Source organism: Paenibacillus sp. E194, from assembly GCF_000935845.1.
GTDB classification, from domain to species: Bacteria; Bacillota; Bacilli; order Paenibacillales; family Paenibacillaceae; genus Paenibacillus_B; species Paenibacillus_B alvei_B.
In genome coordinates this window covers 1-13,805 of record NZ_JMDX01000035.1, presented here as the reverse complement: position 1 = coordinate 13,805, position 13,805 = coordinate 1, and the positions used below count along the sequence as shown (strand labels likewise).

Sequence of the window (13,805 nt, the reverse complement as noted above, 5' to 3'; positions counted from 1 at the left end):
TACACTACGGAGATTTCTTATACGGGAAACCTTCCGTGAGCATAAGTTTTTTCGTTATTATTTATTGAAATCATAGTTTGGATTCGCCAAAATCTCTTGTACGAGTTTATTAAGATCCACATCGCCGATAGAACCAGCTTGTCCTAACAAATCTTTCAAATCGGTAGTAAGATTGGACTTATCATCCTCATAATAGTAAGCGAGTTGTCCCAGGTGTTTCAGGCTAAAATCCGTATTGGCGTTCGCGATAACTTCAATCGTTTTCTCACCGACATTCTCGGTTGCTAATGTGAGTTCAGTTTTTCCATTGTCCGCAATTTTCGCTTTGGTCGCATCTACCTTGCCTTTTCCTAAGCCGATTGCCTTGAATTTTAGATGTAAGAGAACGCCGTCGCCATTGATCCCATTAGCTTTACCCTTACTTGCCGTAATAAACCGCAATGGATCATCACTGTGATGCACGATCATCATTTTGTCAGTCGTTTCGAAGCCAACGAGTTGAAAACGAGTTTTGTCGTAGTCGATCGTAAAATCTTCTGCATAAATATTTTTCACGTTGTTTAACGCTAGCTGCACTGTAAACTCTTCGTTAAGATACACGCGATCCGAAACAGACGTAACGTCCAGAACCGGTTCAGTAAAAGGAATGTCAGGGTTGAAAGGTTTCAACTCTGCCGAAGCCGGAAGATCGATTCCTTGAAGAATAATATATTCATTATCTTTATTGTTAATAAATTGCACGGAATGTTCTTTATCGGACAATCCGGTAACCTCATATTTCAGTCTATGTGTATAATCTGAAGGTCCTTTTAATGAAAGTGTTTTTGCCTCTTTACCGTCAATGATAACCGAAATATTATCCGAGGCAGTGCTATAATTAATCGAAATAATACGGAATGAAGTGCCTGTAAAGTTAAATTTAAAGGCGGCATCTTTAGCGACGGTTTCAAATTCGATGCCTCCATATTCGTGCCATCCTTTCCCGGAGTAAGTAATCTGAGGAGACTTATACGAATATCTTGTCCATCCTTCTTCAGGCTTCACCAATGTCTCCCCAACCTTTGCCGCCCCGAAAACCGTTGTCACTGGGATCATTAAAAATAACATCAACCCAGCCAAAAAAGCAGAAAGCATTTTTTTGCCCACAAATAAAACCCCCTATATATATTGAAAAAAATTAACAATTCAGCGTACAGCTTACCGGAAAAAACTAACATGAACAAAACAATATTTGATTTATTTTATATATATTTGTAAATGATTTCGAGATTATTTGATAAATTGTCAAAATAATAGTATTCATTCGAGTTTTTTTATACAGGAAATAGAGTTTGTGAAAATTAAAATATTCTAAATTCGAGTATTTTAGTGGTATATCACATAGGTTATTAAGGTTCAGAGCAATAGGTGAATGGATGGATAAAAACGTTGTTGTAAAAGAAGGGAGAATCGAACCTATTGAGAAAAGAACGAGAAATGATGGACATGTTCATCGAGTTTGCCAAGCAGGATGATCGTATCCGATTGGCGACTCTGGAAGGATCACGCACAAATATAAACATTACCCCAGATGCATACCAGGATTACGACATTTCTTATTTTGTGACAAATCTCGATTCCTTCAAAGCGAACGATCAATGGCTGGATACATTCGGGGAACGACTAATGATGACAAAAACCTGAGAACATGGAGCTGTTTCCACCCGAACTCGGAAATTGGTTTTCCTATCTTATCTTGTTCAAGGATGGCAACAAATTAGACCTGACACTGATCCCTTTGAATGAAGTCGAAGCTTATTTCACCGATAGTGACGGCTTGGTTGAGGTACTGCTTGATAAGGATTCGCTTATTCCTAATGAAGTCGTGCCGAATGACGTCCAATACTGGATCAAAAAGCCAACCGCAAGAGAATTAGATGACTGCTGCAATGAGTTTTGGATGGTGTCGACCTACGTTGTAAAGGGATTGGAGCGTAAAGAAATCCTGTTTGCCATTGACCATCTGCACGAAGTCGCCCGTCCTAATTTGCTAAGAATGATGGCATGGCACATTGGCGCAGAGCGAGGTTATACCTTTAGCGTGGGGAAAAACTATAAATTTATAGATCGTTACTTGCCACCTGAAGATTGGGAAACGTTACTCGTAACGTATGCTGAGAGCAGCTACCCAAGCATGTGGCAATCTTTATTTACGTGCTGCGAACTATTCCGAAAATACTCGAAAGCCGTAGCCGAACATCACGGATACCCGTATCCGGATTATGATAGAGCTATTTCGACTTATATGAAGGGAATTTACGACTCATTGTCTTGATGACCGTTGTACACAGAATGATGGAAAGGTAAAATCTGCATGGAAATACGGTTTCTGAAAGACAAATAAGGTCTATCATTTCCTTCTTATAAGGACACATTTACACATTTTATGATGATAGGCTATCGTTCTGTTTTCCAAAAGTATCGGAGACACATTTGTCTACCTTAAATATATCCAACATGGAAATCCGGAGAATTGGTTGTTTCCTGATCAAGATAAGAAGCGGTATTTGCGGAGCGAACGGTACAAAAGGCTTCAGCCACTCACTTACTGGAAGCCGGTACGGATTTACGATACATTCAAGAGCATCTTGGCATCAAAGTTCGGAACCACGGGCTATACACATGTTAGTAAAGATCGAGTTAGACGCATTATGAGCCCACGGGATCGGATTATGAGTGAAATGAGAGAGGATGGAACTGACTCGAACCCTACGACCCAAGGAGGCTAGAGGTTCATACATACCTCCATTTTTATAAGTGTTTGCGAAGTTCGTAGATATCACTGAATAATTAACCAAATAGAATCAATTATTGGGCAGAATGTTATGAATGTTTCAGTAGACAACGGATTTTCCAGCTGAATATCCAGCTGACATCCAGTCACGTTTCCAGCCAGGCTTCCAAAAATTCGTGAGGTAATCATGTTAAGTTATCGAAAACGCAAGGATTCGGAGAACCGGCAGAGAATGTTTACAGGTAAAATACCCCAAATTGGCCGCCCCCCCCTGAATGTCGACACGCGTCGAATTCCTCGATTGATGGCAAACCATTCCCAATGTTTCTTCTTTATTCGCACTTATTTGGCAAAATATTCAAATTTGACTAAAGCTTTACTATGCATTCTTCGAAACTTTGATATAATTCTATTTGGATCATATTTCCTATTATGATAAGGCATAGAATTGTAGGGTTTTTATACCTATTCAAGCTGTGCGAGAGAGACCAGTCCACTGGCTACCAGAAAGCCTGCATGCGGGGACCGACAATGGTGGAAAATGACAGCCGAGAATATGTTGCTCCATGACGTCAGAAGGTTCAGAAAGGTTGTAACCAACCTTATCCCAATTCCGATGGAGGATGAAGCGCGTGAGCATTTTTGAAAAACTGGAATCCAATGTAAGATCTTACTGCAGAAGCTTTCCGGTGGTATTCGACCGGGCCAAGGGGGACCTCTTATATTCTGAGGACGGAAGAGCATATATTGATTTTTTTGCAGGTGCTGGGGCACTGAATTACGGTCATAACAACGATTATATCAAGGATCGGGTTCTCGATTACTTGACCTCCGACCGGATTATGCACGGTCTGGATATGTATACAATGGCCAAGCGAGAATTCATCCAGAGCTTCTCGGAGCGGATCCTGGAGCCGAAGAAGCTGAATTACAAGCTTCAATTCTGCGGTCCGACGGGGACGAACGCGGTGGAAGCGGCCTTGAAGCTCGCACGCAAGGCGAAGAAGAGAAACGGGATATTCGCATTCATGGGAGGATTCCACGGCATGTCGCTTGGCAGCCTGTCGGCAACAAGCTCCAAGTCCATGAGGGAAGGGGCGGGGCTTCCTCTGGGCGGCGTTACGTTCATGCCGCACCCGAGTGGGGCTTTCGCAGAAATGGATACGCTCGGCTATATCGAGAATATCCTGACTGATTCGCACTCCGGAATCGACAAGCCGGCCGCCATCCTGCTTGAAACGGTACAAGCCGAAGGCGGAATTCACGTCGCCGATGCGCAGTGGCTGCGAGGGCTGCAGCAGCTTTGCCGCAGGCACGATATCCTGCTCATTACCGACGAGATTCAAGTCGGCTGCGGCCGGACAGGCGAATTCTTCTCCTTCGAACGTGCGGGGATCGAGCCGGATCTCATTACCCTGTCGAAGTCGATCAGTGGGTACGGCCTGCCAATGTCCCTCCTGCTGCTGAAGCCTGAACTGGATCTCTGGACGCCGGGCGAGCACAACGGCACCTTCCGCGGCAACCAGCTCGCTTTTGTGGCCGCCAAGGCCGCTCTCGAGTTCCGGGACAGAGCCGCTCTGGACGTCGAGGTGAAGCAGAAGGAAGAGTTTGTGCGCTCGTTCCTTGACAAAGAAATCAAGCCTCTGCATCCGTCGATCGCGATCCGCGGACTCGGCCTGATCTGGGGCATTGACGTCTCGGGCTTCACGGATGAAGCCGGGGCGAAGCGGATGACGGAGATCAGCTTTGAGAACGGGCTCATCATTGAAAGAGCCGGCAGAGGAGACCACGTGCTGAAGATCATGCCTCCGCTGACCGTCTCGATGGAGCATCTTGCCGCCGGCTGCGACATTATCAAGTCCAGTATACAGCAGGTGATCTCTCATGAGACCCAGGATTTGCTGGTAACGACCTAAGCTTGGCCAAGCCGGTGAGCGCCCCGGCAAGAGGCATGGAAGTGCTTTCCTGGGGCCGTGTGGCCCTGATGATAAGATAACGTTTTTACCCCATTGGAAGATTTTCTCCCCATGCTGCCTGCGGTACCGTCAGTCAGTATGGAATTCACCGCTATTCCAAGGGCTGTCCCGTTCATGCCACACGGAGCATTCTTTGAGCCTCATGCAGCGCCATCTTCACATCTAATCGTCAGGAAAAGCTCACTACCCCGCAGCCGGATCTTTACTTATCCACCCAGGGCTGCGGGGAATACATAAATCGTACATAGAGTGTTCAATACCCCTTAAACATAGGCTTCGACAAAGGCAGTTCCGGTGCCGAATCCGGAGGTACGGCCGACTTCCTGCTGGCCAGTACAAACCCTACAGCAAGCCTTACATCGATGGGAGGAACATCCCTTGTCCATTCCCAAATCCAATTCCGAACCTAATATTAAACCAAAGCCGTCTTCGGGCGGCTCGTCCGCAGCAAGCATATGAAGCAGAGGAGCCGGAAGAAGCCGCATCCCTTGCGTAGAACGATGCACTTTGTTGTCTTTCATGCATGGGAGCCGAGTGAGACAGCTGCTAGGCAGAGGATTGCCGCATGCGATCAACTGGGCAAGCGAAGCGGTGACCTGTCGAAAGCCATTGATATTGTTGTCACATGTTTGAAAAGGCGGGGAGCAATGCTGTAGCGTTGCTGCGGCATTAGCTCCGCCGGATTGCTTTTACCGATGTAGAGAGGGGGACGATCCAGGTGGCTTTTGAAAAAGAAACATTGTTTTGGAACGAAAAATTCGGTAGCGACGATTATACCTTGACGCGGCTGCCTTACAGCAAAGCTCCAAGCTCCCAGACGCCGGCGCCCATTATGACAACCGTCGGCGGTTCGCTTTCGGAGAAAGCGGCGCAGCGCGTCCTTCAAATGAGCAAGGGCGCTCCGCTGGCCGCTTTTATGGTTTTGCTCGCCGGTGTTCAGTCACTCTTGCATAAATATACAGGCGCTTCTGACATTTTGGTCGGCATGCCGGTTGTACGGAAACCGACTGAGACGCGCCGATCCGTTAATCATACGGTCATTTTGAAAAACTTGCTTTCGGCGGGAGCAACTTTTAAAACGCTTCTGAGCGAGCTGAGGACTTCCTTGCCGGAAACGATTCAGCATCAACATATTCCGTTCTTGAAAATGACGGAGAAGCTGGACCTGCAATATGCAGACGGGATACCCGTCATCCATACGCTAGTATCCCTTAAGGAGCTGCATCTGGACGAAATTGGGCAAAACGTGGTCACGGATTGTTCCTTTGAATTCAGCTTAACCGGCGGGACGATACAGCTAGAGCTGTCATATAACGAGCACTTATATGACTCCAAGTTCATGACTCGGGTCGTCGGCCATCTGAATCGCCTGCTGGCCGTGGGGCTTCACGAGTTGGAGCTGGACATCGTGCGGGTGGACATGCTGTCGGAGGACGAGAAATTTCAATTGATGCAAAGCTTTAACGATACCGAGAAGGACTATCCCCGTGATCGGACGATTCATCAGCTCGTGGAGGAGCAGGTGAAGCGGGTGCCCGAAGCAACGGCGATTGTCTTTGAGGGGCGGCGGCTTTCGTACGCGGAGCTGAACGAACGGGCGAACCGGCTGGCGCGGACGCTGCGATCGGTCGGCGTGCTGCCCAATCAGTTGGTAGGATTGATGGCCAGAAGATCGCTGGAGACGGTCGTTGGCATTCTGGCGGTTCTGAAAGCTGGCGGTGCCTACGTGCCGATCGACCCGGAATACCCGGAAGAACGCATCCGCTACATTCTGGAGAACTCGAACGCGCAGCTGCTGCTGACTCAAAGGGAGCTGCAGCAGCAGGTGCCGTTCGAAGGGACCGTGTTGGCGCTGGATGACGAGCAGGCCTACAGCGATGATGGAACGAACCTGGAGCCGGCCAGCGGTCCGAATGATCTGGCTTATGTCATTTATACGTCAGGTACGACGGGCAAACCCAAAGGAGTCATGCTGGAGCATCGCGGTTTGGTCAGCTTGAAGCTGATGTTCGCGGACAGGCTGGGCATCACGGAGCATGACCGGATCGTTCAATTCGCCAGCCTGTCGTTCGACGCGTCCTGCTGGGAAGTGTTCAAAGCGCTCTATTTTGGCGCGGCTTTGTACATCCCTACGGCCGAGACGATTCTCGACAACCGCCTGTTCGAGAGTTATATGAACGAGCATGCGATTACGGCGGCGATTTTGCCACCGACGTACAGCGCTTATTTGAACCCGGACCGCCTTCCCAGCTTAACGAAGCTCGTAACGGGAGGCTCGGCGGTATCGGCCGAATTCGTGCAGCAGTGGAAACCGAAGGTCCACTATTTCAATGCTTACGGCCCTACCGAAGCTTCGATTGTTACGACGCTTTGGGATGCGGATGAGGAGCAGCCGGAGCGCAGAGTCATTCCGATCGGGCGCCCGCTGGCCAATCACCGGATTTTTATTTTGGATGCCCACCTGCAGCTTGTGCCTCCGGGAGTGGACGGCGAGCTGTGCGTGGCAGGCGTGGGGCTTGCGAGAGGTTACCTGAACCATCCGGAGCTGACGGCAGAGAAGTTCGTGGAACATCCGTTTGCGCCGGGAGAGCGCCTTTACCGGACGGGAGATCTCGCCCGCTGGCTGCCGGACGGAAATATTGAGTACTTGGGCCGGATCGACCATCAGGTGAAAATCCGTGGATTTCGGATCGAGATCGGCGAGATTGAAGAGCAGCTTCTGAAGATCGACTCCGTGCAGGAGACGGTGGTAATCGCACGGGAAGGCAAAAGCGGGCAAGAATTGTGCGCTTACCTGGTCGCGGGCCGCCCGCTTACGCTCGGCGAGTTGAGAAGCGCGCTGGCGCAAAAATTGCCGAATTACATGATTCCGGCGCATTTTGTTCAGCTTCCGCGGATGCCTCTCACGCCGAACGACAAAATCGACCGCAAGGCTTTGCCCGCCCCGGAAGGAAACGCGCTGACCGGCGGCGTGTACGTAGCTCCCCGCAATGAAGCCGAGCGGACACTAGTCGATGTGTGGCAGGCGGTATTGAACGCCGATCGCGTTGGGGTAACGGATCATTTCTTCGAGCTGGGCGGAGACTCGATCAAGTCCATTCAAGTATCTTCGCGGCTTCATCAAGCCGGGTACAAGCTGGATATTCGGGATTTGTTCAAATATCCGACTATCTCACAGCTCAGCCTGCGTGTGAAACCGATCGGACGTACCATCGATCAAGGAGAAATAACGGGTGAAACGGCGCTGACGCCGATTCAGCATTGGTTTTTCGAGAGCTCCTTTGCGGACCCGCATCATTTCAACCAGTCGGTGATGCTGTACCGGAAGGAACGCTTCGAAGAAGAGACGGTGCGTCAGGTGCTGCAAAAGCTGGCCGAGCATCATGACGCCTTGCGGATGGTATTCCGCAAGACGGAACAAGGCTTTAGCGCGTGTAACCGCGCGGTTCAGGCAGGCGGGCTGTTCACGCTGGACGTGTTCGACTTCAAGGATGCGGAGAATACCACACAGGCTGTGGAAGCGAAGGCAACGGACATTCAAGCGGGCATCGATCTGGAGAACGGGCCCCTCGTGCAGGCGGGATTGTTCCGGTGCGCGGACGGCGATCATTTGCTGCTCGCGGTTCATCATGCCGTGGTGGACGGCGTGTCTTGGCGCATTTTGATGGAGGATTTCGCTCTGGGTTACGAGCAGGCCGGCAAAAACGAGGAAATTCGTTTCCCGGCGAAAACGGATGCGTACCGCACTTGGTCCGAGCAGCTGGCCGCTTACGCGCAAAGCCCAGAGATGGCAAAGGAACGGGCTTATTGGCAGGCCGTGGAACAAATTGCGGTTCCGGCCTTGCCGAAGGATATGGAGGCGGACGTTACGACGCAGCAGGACAGCGAATCGCTGTTCGTCCGTTTGACTCCCGAAGAAACGGAGCTGCTGCTGAAGCGGGTTCACCGGGCCTACAACACCGAAATGAACGATATTTTGGTAACGGCGCTCGGCATAGCCGTTCGCAAGTGGACGGGACACGAACGGGTGCGGATCAATCTCGAAGGACACGGACGCGAATCGATCGGAACGGATATCGACATCACGCGCACAGTCGGCTGGTTTACGACCAAGTTTCCGGTCGTCCTGGAGCCGGAAACCGACCGGGATTTGGCCTATCAGATTAAACAGGTCAAGGAAAGCTTGCGCCGCATTCCGAACAAAGGGCTTGGGTACGGCATATGCCGCTATCTCTCCAAATCGGAGGATGGCTTTGTTTGGGGCGCAGAGCCGGAAATTAATTTCAACTACCTCGGCCAGTTCGACGATGATGTCAACCAGGACGAGATCGGCATATCTTCTTATTCCAGCGGCAGCCCGGCCAGCGACCGGCAGGCCCGCAGCTTTGTGCTGGATATAAACGGCATGGTGCTGGACGGCGTTTTATCGCTCGATCTCAGCTACAGCCGAAAGCAGTATCGCAAGGTAACGATGGAAGCATTCGCTCAGTTGCTTGAGCAAAGTCTCCGAGAGCTCATTACCCACTGCGCAGGCAAAGAAAACACCGAATTGACGCCTAGCGATGTGCAATTTAAAGGCCTGACCATCGCGGAATTGGAGCAAATCGCCCAGCGGTCGGGCCATCTCGGGGAAATCGAAAATATTTACTCGCTTACACCGATGCAGAAGGGCATGTGGTTCCACAGCGCGCTTGACCGGCAGACGGCCGCTTACTTCGAGCAGACGCGGTTTACGATGCTGGGAGCGCTCGATGTCCAGCTTTTTCAGAGGAGCTGGATGGAGCTTGCGAAACGTCATCTGGTGCTGCGGGCGAATTTTGTGAAAGGACCGGCGGGCGAGCCGCTGCAAATCATATACCGCGACAAGCCGGTCGGCTTTGAATATGAAGAGCTGCTTCACTTGCAGGCGGACGAGAAACAAGCGTATTTGGATAAAAAGGCCGAGGATGACAAGCTTCGCGGCTTCGACCTGGAACATGAAGCGCTCGTTCGGGTTACGATCCTGCGCACCGAAGAGCAAAGCTATCATGTGCTGTGGAGTTTCCAGCATATTTTGATGGACGGCTGGTGCCTGCCTCAGCTGACGCAGGAGCTGTTTGAGACGTACTCGGCCTTGGCATCCGGCAAGCAGCCAGTGGGAGATAAGGGATCGGATTATGGCGCCTATATCGAATGGTTGGAGAAACAGGACGATCAGGCGGCATCTGACTATTGGACGGCATTCCTGGCAGGTTATGAAGGGCAAACCGTACTCCCGGGACAAAAGGAACCGGCGCCGAACGGCAGATTTACGGCTGATCACGTCACCGCCGAGCTGGGCAAGGAGTTGAGCGAGCGGATGGACCGGGTGGCGAAACAGCGCCTGGTTACGGTCAATACGTTGCTGCAAGCCGCTTGGGGTGTGATGCTGCAAAAATATAACGGAACAAACGATGCCGTATTCGGCAGCGTCGTGGCCGGAAGACCGGCGGAAATCCCGGGTATAGAGTCCATGATTGGGCTGTTCATCAATACGGTGCCGGTTCGCGTCACGAGCGAAGCGGACACTGTGTTCGTCGACCTGATGGCGAAGCTCCAAGAGCGGGCGCTGGAGTCCGGGCGTTATGATTACTATCCGCTGTATGAAATTCAAGCCCACAGCGTTCAAAAGCAGAACTTGATCAACCATATCATCGCTTTCGAGAACTATCCGGTGGACGAGCAGATGGAGCAGGCAGGCGACCAGCAGCATGGCAACCTGACGATCGCTGACGTTCAGATGGAGGAGCAGACGAACTATAACTTCAACGTGACCGTGGTGCCGGGAGCCGAGATCGAAATTCGGTTCGACTTTAACGCCGAAGTATTCGATAAAGACAGCATCGAGCGGCTCAAGGGGCATCTCATCCATCTGCTGGAGCAGGTGACGTATAATCCGGAAATTACCGTGGGTGAGCTGGAACTTGTGACGGAGGCGGAAAAGGCCAACCTTCTCGGACGTTTTAACGACACCAACACGGAATTTCCGCGCGGGAAGACGCTCATTCAATTGTTCGAAGAGCAGGCAGAGCGCATCCCGGATGCAGCCGCCATCTCCTTGAATGAGCAAGAGCTGACCTACCGCGAGCTGAACGAACGTGTCAACCGCCTTGCCCGTACCTTGCGTAGCCACGGGATATCCAAAGGCCGTCTGGTCGCCATTTTGGCTGAGCGTTCCATTGAAATGGTGGTGGGCATGCTGGCGGCACACAAAGCCGGAGCGGCTTACGTACCGATTGATCCGGAATATCCCGAGGAGCGTATCCGTTTCTTGATCGAGGATTCGGGAGGGCAGGTCATGCTGACGCAAAGCCGCTTGCGCGAGCGCCTGGCGGGTTCGGATCCCGTGATCTTACTGGACGACGAGTCCTTCTATCACGAGGACAGCACAAATCTAAATCCGGGCATCGAAGCGACAGATCTGGCCTGCGTCATCTATACGTCAGGCACGACGGGCAAGCCGAAAGGCAACCTTGTTTCGCACCGCAACATCGTGCGGGTCGTGCGAAATACGAATTATATCGACATCACTGAGCGGGATCATGTCCTCCAGCTTTCGAGCTATTCGTTCGACGGAGCGACTTTCGATATTTTCGGCGCTTTGACCAACGGGGCGCGGCTGGTGCTGGTTCCCCACGAGACTTTGCTGGAAATCGGTCGGCTGGCGGATCTCATCCAGCGCGAGCGCATCTCGGTCATGTTTATTACGACGGCTTTCTTCAACATCCTTGTAGATGTGAACGTCGACTGCCTGCGGGATGTCCGGGCGATTTTGTTCGGAGGAGAGCGCGTGTCGGTCGGCCATGTGCGTAAAGCGCTCGCCCATATCGGATCGGGCAGGCTCAACCATGTGTACGGCCCGACGGAAAGCACGGTTTATACCACGTACCTTCCGGTCGACTTCGTCGATGAGTTGGCGGTTACCGTACCCATCGGACGGCCGATCAGCAATACGACGGTGTATATCGTCGACAGCCGGAACAAGCTTCTGCCGATCGGCGTGGCCGGGGAAATTTGCGTCGGCGGAGAAGGCTTGGTACGGGGCTACAATAACCGGCCGGAGCTGACGGCGGAGAAATTTGTGGACAATCCGTTTGTGCCGGGAGAGCGCATGTACCGGACGGGGGATTTGGCGAAATGGCTGCCGGACGGCACGATCGAATACGTGGGACGGACGGACGACCAAGTGAAAATCCGCGGCTTCCGCATTGAGCTGGGCGAGATCGAAGCTCAGCTTCAGAAAATGGAGGGAATTCGGAAAACGACGGTATTCGCGAGGGAAATCGCCTCCGGCGAGAAGCAGCTTTGCGCCTATTATGAAGCGGACTGCGAGCTTCCGGCGGCCGAACTGAAGAGCGTGCTTTCCCAGGAACTGCCGGCCTATATGATCCCGGCGTACCTGATCCAGTTGGAGCGGCTTCCGCTGACGACGAACGGCAAGGTCGACCGCCGGTCCCTCCCGGCGCCGGAGGAGAGCTTGCATCCGGGCGAAGGACGTACTCCGCCTCGGACTCCGCTGGAAGCCAGCTTGGCCGGAATTTGGAAAAGAGTGCTCGGACTGGTGCACATTGGCGTTCATGACAACTTCTTCGACCTGGGCGGCCATTCACTGCGGGCGACGACACTGGTGAGCAAGGTGCATCAGGAGCTGAACGTCGAGCTGCCTCTGCGCGACGTATTCCGCTACTCGACGATCGAAGAGATGGCTCTCGCTATCTCCCGGATCGGAGAGCAGTCATTCTCGTCGATTCCGCTGGCAGACGCAAGAGCATATTATCCGCTTTCCTCAGCTCAGAAGCGGCTGTTTATCCTGAATCAGCTGGAAGGGGCCGATCAGAGCTACAACATGCCGGGCGTGCTTCTGCTGGAAGGATCGATTGACCGGAGCCTGCTGGAGAAGGCTTTCCGCGGACTGATCGCACGGCACGAAACGCTGCGAACCGGCTTTGAGATCGTACAAGGCGAAGCAGTACAGCGCATTTACGAGAGCGTCGACTTTGCCGTCGAGTACCGTCATGCGAGCGAGGAAGAAGCGCCTGAAGTCGTGCAGGTCTTCATCCGGCCTTTCGACTTGGCAAAGCCTCCGCTGCTGCGGGCGGAGCTCGTAGAGCTGGCCGTCGAACGTTATTTGCTGATGTTCGACATGCACCATATCGTCTCCGACGGGGTTTCGATGGACGTGTTAGTCGAGGAACTCGTTCGTCTGTACGACGGCAAGTCAGTAGAGCCTTTGAGCATTCAATACAAGGACTATGCGGTATGGCAGCAGTCGGACGAGCAAAAAGTGCAGTTGAAACACGAGGAAGCTTACTGGCTGGATCGTTACCGGGGCGAGCTGCCGGTTCTGGAAATGTCGACGGACTATCCGCGTCCTGCCGTGCAGAGCTTTGAGGGACAAACGTTGACGTCCTTCGTGGACGAGGCAACGAACGAAGGCTTAAAGCAGCTGGCCGCTCAAAGAGGAACGACGCTGTATATGGTGCTGCTTGCGGCATATACCGTGCTTTTGCATAAATACACAGGTCAGGACGATTTGATCGTCGGAACATCGATTGCGGGCAGAACGCACGGAGACACACAGCCTTTGATCGGAATGTTCGTCAATACGCTGGCGCTCCGCAATTATCCGACTTCGGATAAGACCTTCCTGTCGTATCTCGAAGAAGTGAAAGAAACGACCTTAGGCGCTTACGAGCATCAGAATTATCCGTTCGAAGAGCTCGTTGATAAAGTGCAGGTCAGCCGGGATTTGAGCCGCAACCCGCTGTTTGACACGATGTTCTCCCTGCAAAACTTGGAGGATAAAGAGTTTAAGCTGGAAGGGCTGAAATTGTCCCCGTACCCTAGTGAATACGGCACGGCCAAGTTCGATCTGAGTGTGGATGTTACGGAAGAAAACGGCGGCCTGGAGTGCATCTTTGAATTCGCAACGGCTCTTTATAAAGAAAGCACGATCCGGCGGCTCTCGACTCATTTCGGACATTTGCTTGCAGCGATCGTAAGTCGTCCGGATGCGAAGATCGCCGAGCTGAACTTGT

5 protein-coding genes and 1 pseudogene are annotated in these 13,805 nt (G+C 52.0%); 4 read left to right on the top strand and 2 right to left on the bottom strand.

What is annotated here, in order from left to right; genetic code table 11:
* Positions 1-57: 57 nt before the first annotated feature.
* Complete coding sequence (locus tag AZ66_RS29665; RefSeq protein ID WP_052648427.1) at positions 58-1,146, bottom strand: cohesin domain-containing protein; 1,089 nt, start codon at positions 1,144-1,146, stop codon at positions 58-60.
* Positions 1,147-1,458: 312 nt separating this feature from the next.
* Between AZ66_RS29665 and ant(6) the strand changes: the two are divergent.
* The 3 genes and pseudogenes from ant(6) (at position 1,459) to ectB (ending at position 4,689) form a co-directional block, all read left to right on the top strand.
* A pseudogene (gene ant(6), locus AZ66_RS07230) lies at positions 1,459-2,314 on the top strand (aminoglycoside 6-adenylyltransferase).
* Between the two features lie 202 nt (positions 2,315-2,516).
* On the top strand, positions 2,517-2,768 hold the full coding sequence (locus tag AZ66_RS07225) for a hypothetical protein (protein ID WP_044354228.1): 252 nt from the start codon (positions 2,517-2,519) through the stop codon (positions 2,766-2,768).
* Between the two features lie 637 nt (positions 2,769-3,405).
* Positions 3,406-4,689 carry a diaminobutyrate--2-oxoglutarate transaminase gene (gene ectB / locus AZ66_RS07220; RefSeq protein ID WP_044354226.1) on the top strand — a complete coding sequence of 428 codons (1,284 nt, stop codon included), beginning with the start codon at positions 3,406-3,408 and terminating at the stop codon, positions 4,687-4,689.
* A gap of 323 nt (positions 4,690-5,012) precedes the next feature.
* Here the strand turns inward: ectB and AZ66_RS31280 are convergent, their stop codons facing one another.
* Complete coding sequence (locus AZ66_RS31280; RefSeq protein WP_152523786.1) at positions 5,013-5,270, bottom strand: hypothetical protein; 258 nt, start codon at positions 5,268-5,270, stop codon at positions 5,013-5,015.
* A gap of 161 nt (positions 5,271-5,431) precedes the next feature.
* Here AZ66_RS31280 and AZ66_RS07215 point away from each other — a divergent pair.
* A partial coding sequence (locus AZ66_RS07215) for an amino acid adenylation domain-containing protein (protein ID WP_442950277.1) occupies positions 5,432-13,805 on the top strand: 8,374 nt, incomplete at its 3' end.